We start from the raw sequence: 15,764 nt of genomic DNA on the forward strand, positions 1-15,764 counted from the left end.
TTCGGCCCGGCCCGTTGGGTGGTGCAAGACCCGGCGCGGGGCGACAGCTTCACGCCCCCGTCCCCGCGAAGGGAAACCCCGCGTCGGGACACAAAAGGCAAGGTCTCAGCCACCCTCGGCGCGCGGCCCCTCACGAAAGGCAACCGGTGAATAGCCTCCTCAACGTGGAAGCCGCAGGGCACCAGCGCGGTGCGCAGATAGGGCCTTTAGCCGCCCCCGAGGGACATGGGCGCGACGCCGACCTGCCCGCCCAGCGCGGTCGGTCTCCTCGCGGCGGCCCCGGCCCGGTCTACCGCGTCTACCCGGCCAACACCCGCGATGACCATCGCGGGCGACCGGGTCGTCGGCAAGGTCCACAGCCGGATGTCCTGGCCCCGGTGCGTAGCAGTCGGGAGCCAGGAGTCATGCACCACTCCGACAATAAACCCCAACAGAAACAGGTAATCGGATGACTGCTATTGGTGGCTCGACTGTTCGTGATCCCGACGCGCTGCGTGCGGGCATGGTCCGCGCGCTCCGTGACCAGGACGCGATCACGTCAGAGCCTGTCGCCGCTGCCTTCGCCGCAGTGCCCCGTCACCGGTTCGCACCCGACGCGCCCCTGGACCTCGCCTACGACCTCCACCGCACCGTGCCCGTCAAGAAGGACGAGGACGGCCTGGACATCAGCGTCATGTCCGCCGCCCACCTCCAGGCCGTGATGCTGGAGCAGGCCGACATCGAGCCCGGCATGAAGGTCCTGGAGATCGGCTCCGGCGGCTACAACGCCGCGCTCATCCAGGAACTCGTGGGCAGCGACGGGACGGTCACCACGGTCGACATCGACCGCGACATCGTCGATCGCGCCCGGCTGTGCCTGGACGACGCCGGGTACGGCCAGGTGAAGGTGGTACTCGCCGACGGCGAGGCAGGCGTTCCCGACGGGGCCCCGTACGACCGGATCATCGTCACCGCGGCCGCGTGGGACATTCCTCCGTCGTGGATCAGCGAGCTTGCCGAGAAGGGCAGGCTCGTCGTCCCTCTGACGTCCCGCGGCACGACCCGCTCGATCGCGTTCGACCGCGACGGCGGGGACCTGCTCAGCCGTTCCTACTGCCTGGCCCGCTTCGTGCCCATGCAGGGCGACGGCGCCGCCGAGGAGCGCAAGGTGATGCTGCGTGATGGCGTTGCTGTGCAGACCGATGACGTGCGGGTGCGTCTCGCTGGCCAAGCGCTGAACCAGGCTCTGGACACCCCGACGCTGGAGCGCTGGTCCGGGGCAGCCTATGACCTGCCGGACGAGCTGGAGTTGTACCTCTCGCTCAACCTTCCGCGCGCGGCCCGGCTGCACGCGGCTGAGCACATCGTCGAGCAGGGGCTCGTGGAGCCCTCGGCGCTGTACGGCGTGCCCGCCCTGGTCGGCGAGGACAGCATCGCTTATCGCACCCGCCGTGAGAACGAGGACACCGGCGGATTCGAGAGCGGCGTAATCGCCCACGGTCCGCAGGCCGAAGCCCTCGCGGACGAGTACGTGGACCTGCTCCGCCGCTGGGCCCAAGACCACCGCCGCCGGGGAGCTGCGACGTTCCGGTACCTGCCGGGCCCCGCCCCGTCCTCCCTGCCCCAGGACGCCGTGCTGAAGCGCCACGGCATCGTCACGGTGTCCTGGCACTAAGACTCCAGGGCCTTCTCGGGCCCTGGGACCTTGCACCATCAGCCCACTGCCCCATGGAGGCATACATGACCGTTCAGCTGGAGCGCCCGGTTGCTCCTGCGCAGCTGGCCGGCGAAGACCAGCAGGCGCCCGGCCTGGCTGACTTCGACCTGGACATCACCATCGTCGAAGGCGGCCCCGCCGCGGACCAGCTCATCCGCCTGACGAGCGACGGCTGCAACTCGACGTGCGCGACCGCGTGCGTGAGCTGCCCGTAGCAGCACCGGACCGGCGTTTATCGCGGTGCCCGGCCGCGCCTGACCCATGGGCGCGGCCGGGCACCGCATGGCCACAGGAGGTGTGTGTGTATCGGTACGTTGATGCAGCAGTGGTACGGGCGGCCGCGTGGAGCCCCGACCGTCAGGTGGTCTGGCCGGAGCTGACCGGACCGTCCGCGAACACAGCGTCGTGGCGGGCGTGGCTGCAACAGACCTGGCAGACGGCCGACTTCGCGGCCGCCGTCACAGCCGCCAGCCCGGACCTCGCGAGTCGAGTGGACCAAATCTGTGCCGGCCGACCGCTGCCGGACCCTGACGTACGCCGCGCGGTGCTGTCCGTGCTGCGCTACCTGCTGCGCGCCCGCACGCGCGCCACCCCGTTCGGTCTGTTCGCCGGGGTCGCGGCCGCGCGAATAGCGTCCGCCCCCGCGTTGCGCGTGGGCACCGCGCACCAGGCAGCCGCCAGGCCCGACGCGGCATGGACCACGGCCCTCATCGACCGGTTCGAGGAGCACAGCGGACTGCGGCCCCATCTCATGCTGCTCACCTCCAACCTCACCGTCGAGTACGACGGGTACGTGGTGATCGAGCACCGCCCACGCGGCGAGCGCGACGGCGCTCCCGAACACGTGCAGATGCGCGTGACCGAGCCGGTCCGCGAAGCCCTGGACAGCGCGCGGACTCCGATCCTGTGGAGCGACCTCACCGCAAAGCTCTCCACCAGCTACCCGACCGCGCCGCTCGCCGCGATCGCGAAGCTACTCGCCGGCCTTGTCAGGCAACGATTCCTGATCACCAGCCTCCGCCCTGCGATGACGGTCACCGACCCGCTCGCCGCCCTCCTCACATACACGCAGCATCTCGCGCCCGCTGAGGCAGCAGAGTTACGCAAGGCCCCCAAGCCCGCGCTCGACCTGCGGGTGGACTGGGATCTGGTCGTCCCCAAGACGGTGGCGAAGGAGGCGGCAGCGGCAGCCAAGGCGCTCACCCGCCTCGCACCCCTTGCGGCGCTGACCGGATGGACCGAGTGGCAGAGCCGGTTCCTTGAGCGGTACGGGCCAAGGGCGGTCGTACCCGTCGTGGACGCCGTCGACGCGCTCGGATACCCGTGCGGCTATCTCGGGGCCACCACCGCGCAGGCGCCCTCCCCGCTGCCCGACCGCGACAGCCGACCCATCAAGCTCGCTCACGCCGCCGGGATGCGGCGCCGCCTCGAAGTCCAGCTCGACGATGCCGCGCTCGAGGAACTGGCCGCCACAGATCCTGGGCACCCCGTGCAGCCAAGCACCGAGGTGACCGTCCGCATCCACGCCGCGAGCGTTCCGGCACTGGAACAGGGCGAGTTCACACTGCACGTCGTCGGGGTGGCACGCTCGGCCGGAGCGACCACCGGCCGCTTCCTGGGCGTGCTCGACGCTAAAGACCGCGATCGCATGACCGAGGTGTACGCCGGACTGCCCGGCGTACAGCGGGACGCGCTCGTCGCCCAGATCAGCACCACCCCGCTGTACGTACGCGCCCAGAACGTCGCACGCGCACCTCAGGCGACAGAGCTCGTCATCTCACTCGGCGACTACCAGGGCTCGGACACGAGCCTCATTCCCGTGACGGATCTGGCCGTGACCGCCGACGCCGAACGACTGCACCTGGTCTCGCTCTCCCGCCGCCGCCCGGTGCACACGCTGCTGCTGAACGCCGTGGATCTGGGACACCACACCCATCCGCTGGCACGGTTCCTGATCGAGGCACCCGTCGCGCTGGCCGTCCCGTGCACCGGGTTCATGTGGGGCAGCGCCGCCTCCAACCTGCCGTTCCTCCCTGCGCTGCGCTACGGGCGCACAATCCTGTCCCCGGCCCGCTGGAACCTCAACAGCGACGACCTGCCCAGCGCGCCGGCACCATGGCCGCAGTGGGACGAAGCCCTGACCCAATGGCGCCGCGATGTTCATCTGCCCGTGAGGGTGTACCTGAGCGAGGCCGACCACAGCATGGCCCTGAACCTGGCGGAGCCCTCACACCGGGCCCTGCTGCGTACGCACCTGGACCGAGACGGCAAGGTGACGCTGCGCCCCGCGCCCAAGCCCAGGGACCTGGGATGGACCGGCGGCCGCGCTCACGAGGTCGTCATCCCCCTGGCCGCAGCAGACCAAGCCATCGCCCCTGTCGTGGGACGGGGCCACGTTGCCAGCCGCGAGCACGGCCATCTGCCCGGCTGTGACAACCGCATCTACCTCCAGCTCCACGGGCACCGCGACCGGCAGAACCCCCTCCTGACCCGGCACCTGCCGACCCTGCTGGAAGAACTGGGCGGAGTTCGTTGGTGGTTCGTTCGTTACCGAGACCCCGAGGATCACCTCCGCGTCCGTCTGACCTGCGCGCCCGGCACCCTCGGCTCCGCCATCGAGAAGGTCGGCGAGTGGACCCGGCAGCTTCGGCACAGAGGCCTGATCACCCACGCCAGCGTGGAGACCTACCACCCGGAGACCTGCCGCTTCGGCGGCCCCGCAGCCATCGACGCAGCCGAGGCGTATTTCGCCGCCGACACCGCCGCCGCCCTGGCTCAACTCGCCGTCCAGGCCGGGAAGAACGTACCCGACCCGCGCGCGCTGACTGCCGCGAGCATGGTGGACATCGCCGTCGGCCTGCTAGGCAAACACGCCGAGGCGATGCGCTGGCTGATTGACCACACCCGCACGGAGAGGACCCCGCCGCCCCGCCACGTCTATCGCCAAGCCGTCGGCCTGGTGAACGCGGCCCCTGCGGGCCTGGAGCGCGTCACCACGGCCTGGTCCGCACGCCGCGTGGCTCTGGCCGCCTTCCGCAGTGCGCTGGAGAACGGGGCGACGCGCCCCCAGGACCTGCTCGCGGACCTGCTGCATCTCCACCATGTCCGCATGTGCGGGCCGGGACTGCCCCAAGAACGCGCCCACCTGCACTTGGCCAGAGCCGCCGCCCTGAGCTGGACGGCACGAGCAAGGAGGACACCGTGACCACGACAGCCCCCGCCGCGCTGTCGACCGCCGATCAACTGGCCCACGCCCTGGCCGACCCCCGCGCCGTGTGGCCCGGCGGCCGGCCGGACGGCGGCCGCTCCTGGCCGCAGTCGCTCGCCGGGGGAGCCTCGGGCATCGCTCTGCTGCACATCGAGCGCGCCCGGACCGGCCGCGGCGACTGGGACACCGCGCACACCTGGCTGGCCACGGCCGTGCACGGCGAAGTGAGCGCAGCAGCCAACGCGAGCCTGTACTTCGGCGCGCCGGCCCTCGCGTTCATCACGCACCGCGCGGCCACGGCATCGAGCCGGTACCTGCGTGTCCTGGGACACCTGGACGAGGCGACCCTCACCGTTACCCGGACCCGCCTGGCCGAGGCCCACCGGCGCATCGACCGCGCCGAGCGGCCCCCCATGGAAGAGTTCGACCTGATCCAGGGCCTGTCTGGGCTGGGGGCCTACCACCTGAGCCGCCACCCGCACGACGAGATCACCCGGGACGTCCTGGCCTACCTGGTGCGCCTGACCGAGCCCATGCCCGATCCGGCCGGACTGCCGCCGTGGTGGATGAACGTCGCCCCTACCGGTGCACCCAGCGCCGACTACCCCCAGGGGCACGGGAACTTCGGGCTCTCCCACGGCATCGGCTCCGCCCTGTCCGTGCTGTCTCTGGCTCTGCTGCGCGATCTGGCCGTGCCCGGCATGGTCGACGCGATCGAACGGATCTGTGCCTGGACCGACCACTGGCGCCAAGGTGATGAGACCGGCCCGTGGTGGCCGGGCCTGATCTCGATGGAGCAGGCGAGCGACGGGCACGTCCATCGCAACCTTCGTCCTCGGTCCTCCTGGTGTTACGGCGTCAGCGGCACCGCCCGCGCCCAGCAGTTGGCCGGACTCGCGCTCCGCGACCCGGCACGCGTTCAGGCAGCCGAGAACGCGATCCTCGCGACCCTGCGCGAACCGCTCCAATTGGACAAGCTTCCCGAGATCGGGCTGTGCCACGGCACGGCCGGACTGCTGCACGCGGCGTGGCGGATGGCCACCGAGACGGGCAACACCGCCATCACAGCGGAGCTGCCGCGCCTGGCCGACCGCCTGATCACAGCTCTCGACCAGGACGACCACGACCCGGAACTCCTCGACGGAGCCGCCGGCGCGGCCCTCGCCCTGCACACCCTCGGCACGGGCAGCACGCCCGGACCGCACTGGGACACCTTCCTCACCCTGGCGTGAACACCCCGGAGACCGCCTCATGAACTCACCCACCTGGTGCCAGGCAAACGTCGCATTCCCGGACTGGGAACGCGCCGAGATAGTTGCTCTGGCCCAACTCGCCCCGCTCCTGCTCGCCGCAGAGGGGGAGGGCGCGCTCACCGCGTGGTTCCTCGTCCGTAAGCGTCCGTGCTGGCGGGTGCGCTACCTGCCTGCAGCCGGCACGCAGGACCGCATCGGCCCGAGCCTGGACGCGCTGATCGCCGACGGGTACATCAGCGGGTGGACGGAGATCGTCTACGAACCCGAGGTGTACGCCTTCGGCGGCGCCGACGCCATGGCATCCGCTCACCGCCTCTTCCACCGCGACAGCCGCAGCATGGTCGGCCACCTCCAAGGCGACGCCGGCAGACACCGGCGCGAGACATCCCTCATGCTGTGCAGCCTCCTGATGCGCTCCGCCGGACTCGACTGGTACGAGCAGGGCGACGTCTGGGCACGCGTCGGCGCCCACCGCGCGCTCTCCCCTGACACCGAACGCAACAGCCGCGACCGACTTCACGCCGCCGTGCACCGGCTCATCTCCGTGAACGCGGAAGAACTGATGCGCACGGGCGGAACACTGGCCCACGCCGCCGACTGGGCCCACGCCTACACCGACGCCGGACGGGAACTAGCCCACCTCGCATCTTCCGGGCAGCTTCACCGCGGCATGCGTGACGTCCTGGCCCATCACGTGCTCTTCGCCTGGAACCGGATCGGCCTGCCCTACGCCACACAGGCCGCCCTCGCCGCCGCCGCCAAGACCGTCATCTTCGGCCCGGACCCCACCACCGAAAGGAGCGCTGCGGACCATGTGGAAACTTCCTGACGCCGTAGCCCAGCGCTTCCCGCTCATCGCTCGTCCCCGCCCTGCCTGCCTCCCTCTGCCCCAGAGGGTGCACGCCCTGGTCGAACTCGCCGACACCGCAGCGAACCTGGGCGACCCGAGCATGGCCTCCACGGTCTACAACCAGGCCGCGCTGATCGCCTCCGACGTAGGCGCCCCGGAAACCGCCCGCGCGATGTGCCACCAGCACGCCGCCGCCTACCTGCACGCCGCCCCCTTGCCCGGCAGGGTCGCGATCCGCGCACTCGAACCCGTCGTCAACCTCGCGCGCCTCCAAATCCGCGCCGGGCAGCACGACGTCGGCCGCCAACGCCTCCTTGCACTGTTCGACGCTGTCAGCACCGGGGCTCCTGCCCAGGTCGAGGACATCGCCGTACCCGCTTACCTCGTAGCGAACGCCGACGACCGACAAGAGGTCCGGGTCTGGCTATGGAGCGTCCTCCTCGCCGACGGCACACGCGCCCTGGCCACTGCCGGCCGCTGGGCCGAAGCACTCGCCCACGTCGAGGCGCACCGCGGCGTCGGACAGCGCATGCTCGATGGCCGCCAAGTCGCCGTCCTCGCCGCCCTCGCGAGCGGAAACACCCTCGACGCCAACAGTCTCCTGGCCCACACAGTGTCCGGAGAGGCATGGGAAGGCGCCGTCACGGACTGCCTGACGGTCCTGTGCCGCCGCATATCGGGGCCGACCTGGCGGCGCTCCCTGCAGAACCTGGTGACCACCTACCTCGAACGTCCAGACAGGGACGACATGACCGTCTTCAACACGCGGCTGGGACTTGCAGTGCTGGACGTGATCGCTTCGCCCGAGGATCCGGCTGCCCGACTGGTGGTCGTGGAGCTGCACCGCCGGACGAACAAAGCAACCGATGGCTACGCGGCCCGAGAGACCCTGGCGCATCCTCTGTTCACCGCCCTCGCTACCGATCGAGAGGCGCAGGACTGCCGAGCTCTCCTCCACGCCTGCGCACTCGGAACCGGGTCGCTCCCCAACGAGCTGCGCGGCCAACTCGTCAAGGCGCTGCGTAAGAGCGCCCACGTGATCCGGCAGAGCGTTGCCCATCTGGAGCGGGCTTGCCCAATTGGGCAAAAATGATCTTGGTACGCGGTGGTAACCCGCTGTTGCCGCGAGTCGATCAGCCGCCGGAAAGCCTCATCGGTCACAGGCGTTTCAGACGTCGGCGATTCGGCCATTCCTTGCTGCCAGACGAGGGCCCCAGCGCGGCGGCCGCACGTTCGACCCCTTGCGGTTCAAGGGGTTCAGCACGTCTGGAATCGAGCGCGTTCGATTCCTCCGCCGCGTCGTTATGCCGTGCACTGCCGAGCCACCAGGTGCGGTACCAACTCCACGGAGGGATGCAGGGTGACCGTGACTGACGCCTCGACTGCAAAAGTGGAGATGCCGCACCCTCCACCTCCGGCCAACCTCAGCTTCGAGGGGAAGTACGGCCAAGAACCCGCTGGCAGAGGCAAGTTTCGCGAAGATGTGCGGGCGCCTCCCCTCGGTGCTGAGGCACACCGCGTGCATGGCTTGGGCGGTGGACCGGACCGCCGTCGTGCTGCTGCTTGCCTGCCAGGTCCTCACAGGAGCTGCGGCCGCCCTCGGCCTCGCATTCACCGCTAAGGCAATGACGCACATCCTCGGAACCGGCCAGGTGTCCGAACGGCTCCACGCTGCGCTGCCCGCGCTCACCGTCGTGACGGCGGCCGCGGGCGTGGGCCGAATCAGCAGCGCCTTGTCCTCCTACGCCGACGGGCGGGTCACACCTCTCCTGATGACGGAGGCGGACGTCGCTCTCGTGGCTGCGGTGTGCCGCGTCGAAGCCTCCACATACGGAGAAGACGGGTTCTCCGACCGGCAGGAGGCCGCCGAAGTCGGCGTCACACGCACACGGATGATGGTGCAGGACGCCCAGCGGTTCATGGCCTCCCTAGTACGCATGATCGCTGCCGGCGGCGTCATCACGGCGCTCCACTGGATGATGCTGCCCCTCCTGCTCCTCGGAAATGGGTTCACGGGTGCGTTGGTGCCCCTCGCCGTCCTCCACGTGCACGGCGGCGATCTGCAGTTCGCGGCCCGAGAGCAGTTCGTCAGTCGCCTTTCCGCACAGCGGACAGCACAGCTGCGGCGGCATGCCGACCGCCCACTCGTCCGCGCAGGCCTCGCAGCGGGCACGCCCCGGGACGGACTCCGTGACCAGCTCGGCACCTTCCAGCACGGTTCCGGCACAGGCCAGTTCGAAGCAGAAGGCGAGGGCGTCGGGGACCACGCCGGCCAGCTCGCCGACGAGGAGCCGTACGGACGTCACGGCGGCGACATCGCCTGCCTCGGCGGCCGCCCGCTCCACCTGGTCGACGACAGCCACCGCGATGGACATCTCGAGCATCTCCGTCCTGGCGCAGGCCGACCGCGGTCGAACGCTCCGGGCCCGGTGGGCGTCGCCCGCCCGCGCAAGCTGAGGTCTGGGGGCCGTTCGGCACCCATTACAGGCCGGGACCACGTGGCCCGGAGCCCGGCACGCCGTCGCGGCCGGGCTGCGTACGCCGTTCGGGGCAGCGGCGGACATCACCGCCAACGACTGATCCCTACTCGATCAGGGCGGCCTCGAAGGAGCCCCCGAGGTACCGGTCCCGGCTGTCGCGCCGTTGCAGCTTGCCGGTCGTCGTCAGTGGCAGCGTCCCCGGCTTGAGAAGGACGACATCGTGAACCTGGATGCGGTGACCTGCATGGACGGCGCGCCTGATCTCCCGCTTGATCTCCTGGGCGTTCACCGGCTCATCACTCTCGCCGCCGGCTGCGGTCGTCGTCTCAGCGAGCACGATGAGCCGCTCGTGTGCGCCGTCGTCGACCGACACTGCGCACGTACCGAACTCGCGGACTGCCGGGTGGCTGGCCTCAACGGTGGCCTCGATGTCCTGCGGGTAGTGGTTGGCACCGGCGATGATGATGACGTCCTTCGCCCGACCGGTGATGAACAGCTCACCGCTGTGCAGGAATCCGAGGTCACCGGTACAGAGAAACCGCTCGCCCGGCTGGTCGGGAAGGGTCCCCATGAAGGTCTCGGCACTCTCCTTGGGAGCATTCAGGTAGCCCGTCGCAACGCTCGGGCCGGACACGAAGATCTCGCCCACCTCGTCCTCCTCGCAGGGCTTGCGTTTCTCCGTGTCGACAGCAATAGCCGTGCTCAACGGATGGATCGGGCCGCAGCCGACCAGCTCCCGACTGTCCTGTGCCGACGCGGCTGGGCGCACCTTTCCGGCGGCGAGCGCCTCGGAGTCCACCCGCAGGACTTCCGGGTCCTTGCCGACCGGACAGGCCGTGACCATCACTGTCGCCTCGGCGAGGCCGTACGCGGGGGACAGCGCCTCGCGTCGGAATCCGGCCTCTGCGAATGCCTCGCTGAAGCGGTCGAGCGTATCGGCGCGGACGGGCTCGCCTCCGACCAGAGCCATCTCCCAACGACTGAGGTCGAGTTCACGGCGCTGGGCGTCGGTCACCCGGCGGACGCACAAGTCGTAGGCGAAGTTCGGCGCGCAGCTGTCCGCGCGTCCGAGCCGGGAGATCGCTCGCAGCCAGGTGAGCGGACGCTGTACGAATGTCATCGTGGGCAACAGGGTGACGTCGCGGCCGGAGAAGAGGGGGTCGAGGACGTTGCAGATGAGGCCCATGTTGTGGTGCGACGGCAGCCACGACACCGACGACGGGCGGGGCAGCCCGGCATCGTCGGCAGGCCGGCGCGTGTTGTCGTATATCAACGACAGGTTGTGCAGCACATTGCCGTGAGTGATCGCGACGCCCTTCGGCACGCCGGTCGATCCCGAGGAGTACTGCAGGTAGGCGACCATCTCGGCGGCGGCCACCGGCGGGGTCCACTGGATGGCCCGGTCCATGCAGACCTCGTCGGTCGCCACCCGTGTGAGTCGGACGAGCCCGTCGATGCCGGTGAGGACCGGCTCCGCGGCGGCAAGCATCGGGCCGGTGGACAGGAACAGGGAGGGCTCGGCACTCGCGGCGATCGACTCCACCCGGGTCCACTTGGCGTTGCCCCGCGTTCCGTCGAGCGGAGCCACCGGTACAGGGATCAGACCCGCGTAGATGCAGCCCAGGAAGGCGGCGTGGAAATCCAGTCCCGGCGGGTAGCTCAGCAGCGCGCGTGCGCGCGTGGTGGGAACCTGCTTTCGCAGCGTCACGGCGATCGCCCGTGCGTGGTGGTCGAGTTTCGCCAGGGTCAATGAGTCCGATTCCTCGACCCCGTCGCCCAGGAACACAAAGCTCTTCCGGTCGGGCTCGGCCGCCGCACGAGCGCGGCACAGGTCGGTCAGCGTCGGCAGCTCGCCGTACTCGCCGGCCACCCCCTCGGGCAGTCGGACACCGTGCTGTTGATCAGTACGCATGAGACCACTCCAAACGGAGGAAGGAGGAAGGAGGCGGCGGCAAAGTGCCCGCCCTGCCTGCACGGAGCGAGGTTCAAACAGTCTCGAACGCCCGCGCCCGGTACCTGGACCGGCACTGGGCGCGCTGCAGCTTGCCGCTGGTGGTGAACGGCAGCGAACCGGCCTTGAGGAGGAGAACGTCGTCAGCCCGGAGGCCGTGGCCTGCGAAGACGGCCTCGCGGACGGCTTCTTCGACCTCATCCGCCCCCACGGTCACGCGGGCACCTGACGGGGTCTCCGGGGCATGGCCCGCTGCCACGCGGAAGCGGCTGTTGATCTCGGCCAGGACCACGAGGCGCGTGCGTCCGCCGTCCTCGACGGTGAAGGCACAGCAGCAGCCGTCCCGTATCGCGGCGTGGCTTCCTGCCGCGGACGCCTCGATGTCGTACGGGTAGTGCTGCATGCCTTCCACGACGATGAGGTCGGCCACCCGGCAGGTGACGAAGAGCTGACCGCCGTCCAGAAAGCCGAGGCTGCCAGTGCGCAGGAACCGGCGGCCCTCGTGTCCGCGCACGGCGGCGTTGAACGTACCTGCCGTCTCCGCGGGGGCGTTCCAGTACCCGGTACCGATACTCGGTCCGGAAGCGAGGATCTCGCCCGTCTCGTCCCGGGCGCACGGTTCGCCGGTGGCCGGATCCACCACCGCGATGGTCATGGACGGGTGCAACTGGCCCAGGCCGACCAGTCGGCGGGCCTCGTCCTGGGGCGCGGACGGCTGCACCTTGCCCTTCGCCAGCGCCACCGCGTCGAACCGGCGGATCACCGGTTCGGGCTCCACCGGCCCGCCGCTCAGCATGACGGTGGACTCGGCGATGCCGTAACTCGGGAAGAACGCCTCGCGGCGGAAGCCGAAGGGGGCGAGCATGGCGCTGAACTGGTCGATCATCTCTGCACGCACCGGCTCGTCCCCGACCACCGCGATCTGCCAGCCGCTGAGATCGACGTAACGCAACTGCTGCTCGGACACCCGCCGCAGGCACAGTTCGTACCCGAAACCGGGTGCCGAACTGATGCCGGCCCCGCGGTCCGATATCGCGCGCAGCCAGTTGGCCGGCTGCTGAGTGAACGCCGTGGGCGGCATCAGCACGGCGTCGTACCCGACATAGATCGGCTGAAGAACTCCGGAGATGAGTCCCATGTCGTGGAACACGGGCAGCCAGGACACGACCGGCGGCTGCCGTGCGAGATCGTCCGTGGCCCGGGAACCGTTGGCCAGGATCAGCGAGAGGTTGTGCAGGACGTTGCCGTGGGTGAGCACTACGCCCCGGGGCGGACCGGTCGTGCCGGAGGTGTACTGCAGGTAGGCAACCGTATCGGGGCCGATCCTGGGGGCGTTCCAGCCATCCGCGTCCGCCTCACCGATCTCGTCCGTCGCCACACAGGTCGGCCGGTGCGGTGTGGACATGTCCTTCAGCAACGCCTCAACACGGCTGAGCCTGGACCCGTTCGACAGCAGCAGATCCGGCCGGCAGTTGTCGACGATCGCCTGGAAGCGCGTATAGCGGTCGTCGACGCCGACGCGCAGCACCGGAGGAGCGGGCACGGCGATCAGGCCGGCATACAGGCACCCGAAGAAGGCGGACACGAAGTCCAGGCCCGGCGGGAAACTCAGCACGGCGCGGGCGCCCGGCGCGGCGTGCCTGCTCAGACGCACGGCGATCGCCCTTGCGCGGGCGTCTAGTTGGGCGAGGCTGAGCGAGTCGGACTCGTCGAGGCCGTTCTCCAGGAAGGCGAACATCCGTCGATCGGGCTCCCTGGACGCGCGATACGTGCAGAGCTCGACCAAGGTCGTCGGCTCGGGTCGGGAATCTGTGTTGGCATCCTCTGACATCGTGGTCCTCCTGTTCGGCTTGGCCATTGGCGTTGCCTTTGCCGTTGCACTCGAAGAGATGCTAAGTCGGCGGAGGAGTATGGGGTATTCGCCGTCGGACGGTGTCCCTCCCCTACCGGAGGCAAGTGCCGAGTAGCCCGGAAGGCGGACAGAAATTAGCCTTCGGTCGCCCTCACGGTTCCGTCCGTCGGCCGTTACGGAAAGCGTCTCGTACTGGCTACCGTCATGACCAAGGGCAGTGGACGACAAACGGCCCACGTCCAAGGGAGAACATTTCCCCAGAAGGCTTCAGAAAGGGAACCGTGATGTCCTACGAAGCATCTGACGACTACTTCATGGGTTATCCGAAGCTCCCGGATCTCCCCGTTCTCCCCGGTCTCCCGAACGGAACAGTCATCCGTACGACAGGCGTTGTGGTCACGGGTTTAGGAATGACGACGCCCCTGGGTGCCGACGTCCACTCCACGTGGACCGCTCTGCTCGCCGGCGAGTCCCCGATCGCCGTGCTGGACGAACCATGGGCCCGCGACCTGCCCGTACGACTGGCAGGCCGGCTGAGTCAGGAACCGACCGAGGTACTGGGCCGGGTTGAGGCCCGGCGTATGGACCGCTGCCAGCAGATGGCCATGGTGGCCGCACGACAGGCGTGGGCCGACGCAGGCGCACCCGAGGTGGCGCCGGAGCGGCTGGCCGTGGTGATCGGCACCGGCCTCGGCGGAGGAAAGACGCTGGTCGAGCAGCATGACGTCTCCTCGGCGAAGGGGCCGGACCGCGTGTCGCCGTTCGCGGTGACGATGCTGATGCCCAACGGTTCGGCGGCCGCCGTGAGTCTGGACCTCGGCGCCCGCGCCGGCGCCCACGCGCCGACCAGTGCCTGCGCCTCCGGAGCGGAGGCAATCGCCATGGGGCTCGCCATACTGCGTGCGGGGCGTGCCGATGTCGTTGTCGCCGGCGGCACCGAGGCGTGCATCGGCCGGTTGTCCATGGCGGCCTTCGCCCGTATGGGAGCCCTGTCCAGCCGTCATGAGGACCCACAGGCCGCGTCGCGGCCGTTCGACAGCGCCCGCGACGGCTTCGTCATGTCCGAAGGCGCCGGTGTCGTCGTACTGGAGCGAGCCGAATCCGCACGAACTCGCGACGCGCGGACGTACGCCACGCTCGCCGGTACGGGCATGAGCTCCGACGCGCACGCCATGACAGCTCCTTCGACGGACGGTCAGGTCAGGGCCATCCGCCGGGCCTTGCGCGCCGGTGGCCTCAGCCCGCAGGACGTCATCCACGTCAATGCGCACGCTCCCGGTACGCCCGTCGGGGACCGCATCGAAGCAGCGGCAGTGCTGGAATCGATCGGACCGCATGCCCTCGTGACGGCGACCAAATCGACAACGGGCCATCTCATAGGAGGATCCGGCGCGATCGAGGCCATCTTCACGGCCCTGAGCGTATTCACCGACGTGATTCCCGCGACCAGGAACCTCCACGACAAGGACCCCGAGGTGAAGGTGGAGCTCGTCACGGGAAGTCCGCGGCGCACCGAGGTCACCGCGGCCATCTCCAACTCCTTCGGTTTCGGAGGACACAACGTGGTCCTGGCGTTCACCAAGCCCGCCTGACCGCGGGCGCGGGACGGCCGGGAGGCTCAGTAGTCCGGGGTGACTGAACGAGGCCGCTCCGCTGGGCCATCAATGCCGCGTGCATCCGGTTCGGCAACTCGAGCTTGGCGAGGATGCGCGAGACGTGGGACTTCACGGTGGCGGGCGACACGTGCAGCTCGTGGGCGATCTCCTGGTTCGACCTGCCCATGGCTATACCCCACAGGACTTGCCTCTCCCGGCCGCTCAGGGCAGCCAGAGCGGCCGCGTGAGAACGCTCGTGCGGCGGCGGGAGGATCTCGAACCGATCGATCAGCCGCCGGGTCATCGTGGGGCAGATGAAAGCCGCACCGCGGGCGACCGCACGGACGGCTGAGGTCAGTTCCTCCTGGCTTGCGCTCTTGAGCAGAAACCCGCTCGCACCCGCCTTCAGCGACCCGAACAAATGACTGTCAAGGCCGATGCTGGTCAGGACAATGATTCCGGGTGCTGGCGCCTGGGCAGGCCGAGCGAGTTTCTGAATGAATTCGTATTCGGCGTCGAGGAGTACGACCTGCGGTCGCCGCTGCTCGACCATTCGGCATGCCGTCTCGCCGACCCTCGTATCGGCGACCACGGTAATATCCGACGCCTCCGCGAGGGCCTGCCGAAAACCCCTGCGCACAAGATCCTCATTGTCGACCAGCATCACTTCCACCGTGCTGAATTCGTACATCAATCACTCCGTCCGGGCGATTCGGAAATTCCATTACAGCGGTTGCACACGCGATGGCTGTGGGATGCGCCGAACCCCGGGCGACCATGGCTGATACCGCCTACGCGCGCTGGCCCGCACACGCATCCCGGATAGGCTGAATGGCAGCCCGCGGCGGGATACGCCGCATCGATCCCTTCCGATGCTAG

11 protein-coding genes are annotated in these 15,764 nt (G+C 69.4%); 7 read left to right on the top strand and 4 right to left on the bottom strand.

Annotation, left to right across the window (positions count from 1 at the left end; genetic code table 11):
* Window positions 1-448 precede the first annotated feature (448 nt).
* From fxlM to FBY35_RS18460, 6 genes are all read left to right on the top strand, one after another.
* Complete coding sequence (gene fxlM, locus FBY35_RS18435; RefSeq protein ID WP_142215144.1) at window positions 449-1,654, top strand: methyltransferase, FxLD system; 1,206 nt, start codon at window positions 449-451, stop codon at window positions 1,652-1,654.
* 65 nt (window positions 1,655-1,719) lie between these two features.
* Complete coding sequence (locus FBY35_RS18440; protein ID WP_142215145.1) at window positions 1,720-1,911, top strand: FxLD family lanthipeptide; 192 nt, start codon at window positions 1,720-1,722, stop codon at window positions 1,909-1,911.
* Between the two features lie 86 nt (window positions 1,912-1,997).
* Complete coding sequence (locus tag FBY35_RS18445) at window positions 1,998-4,901, top strand: lantibiotic dehydratase (RefSeq protein ID WP_142215146.1); 2,904 nt, start codon at window positions 1,998-2,000, stop codon at window positions 4,899-4,901.
* A complete protein-coding gene (locus tag FBY35_RS18450) occupies window positions 4,898-6,136 on the top strand; it encodes a lanthionine synthetase C family protein (protein ID WP_142215147.1) in 1,239 nt (412 codons plus the stop codon). The genes FBY35_RS18445 and FBY35_RS18450 overlap by 4 nt, the downstream gene beginning before the upstream one ends.
* Window positions 6,137-6,155: 19 nt before the next feature.
* Window positions 6,156-6,986, top strand: a complete 831-nt coding sequence (locus FBY35_RS18455; RefSeq protein WP_142215148.1) for a thiopeptide-type bacteriocin biosynthesis protein — start codon at window positions 6,156-6,158, stop codon at window positions 6,984-6,986.
* Entirely contained in the window at window positions 6,970-8,100 is a 1,131-nt protein-coding gene (locus FBY35_RS18460) for a hypothetical protein (protein ID WP_142215149.1), read from the top strand. The genes FBY35_RS18455 and FBY35_RS18460 overlap by 17 nt, the downstream gene beginning before the upstream one ends.
* A gap of 835 nt (window positions 8,101-8,935) precedes the next feature.
* On the opposite strand, the gene FBY35_RS18470 is transcribed toward FBY35_RS18460, so the two are convergent.
* The 3 genes from FBY35_RS18470 to FBY35_RS18480 all read right to left on the bottom strand — a co-directional run bounded on the left by FBY35_RS18470 (window position 8,936) and on the right by FBY35_RS18480 (window position 13,296).
* On the bottom strand, window positions 8,936-9,391 hold the full coding sequence (locus tag FBY35_RS18470) for a hydrogenase maturation nickel metallochaperone HypA (RefSeq protein ID WP_142215150.1): 456 nt from the start codon (window positions 9,389-9,391) through the stop codon (window positions 8,936-8,938).
* Window positions 9,392-9,590: 199 nt separating this feature from the next.
* Entirely contained in the window at window positions 9,591-11,399 is a 1,809-nt protein-coding gene (locus tag FBY35_RS18475) for a fatty acyl-AMP ligase (RefSeq protein WP_160159280.1), read from the bottom strand.
* A gap of 73 nt (window positions 11,400-11,472) precedes the next feature.
* Window positions 11,473-13,296 (bottom strand): fatty acyl-AMP ligase, encoded by a 1,824-nt coding sequence (locus FBY35_RS18480; RefSeq protein WP_142215152.1) that lies wholly within the window; start codon window positions 13,294-13,296, stop codon window positions 11,473-11,475.
* 278 nt (window positions 13,297-13,574) lie between these two features.
* Between FBY35_RS18480 and FBY35_RS18485 the strand changes: the two genes are divergently transcribed.
* Window positions 13,575-14,882, top strand: coding sequence for a beta-ketoacyl synthase (locus FBY35_RS18485; protein ID WP_260848715.1), 1,308 nt, complete (start codon window positions 13,575-13,577; stop codon window positions 14,880-14,882).
* Here FBY35_RS18485 and FBY35_RS18490 read toward each other — a convergent pair.
* On the bottom strand, window positions 14,866-15,576 hold the full coding sequence (locus tag FBY35_RS18490) for a response regulator transcription factor (RefSeq protein WP_142215153.1): 711 nt from the start codon (window positions 15,574-15,576) through the stop codon (window positions 14,866-14,868). The genes FBY35_RS18485 and FBY35_RS18490 overlap by 17 nt on opposite strands.
* Window positions 15,577-15,764: the final 188 nt, after the last annotated feature.

The organism is Streptomyces sp. SLBN-118 (assembly GCF_006715635.1).
Taxonomy (GTDB): domain Bacteria; phylum Actinomycetota; class Actinomycetes; order Streptomycetales; family Streptomycetaceae; genus Streptomyces.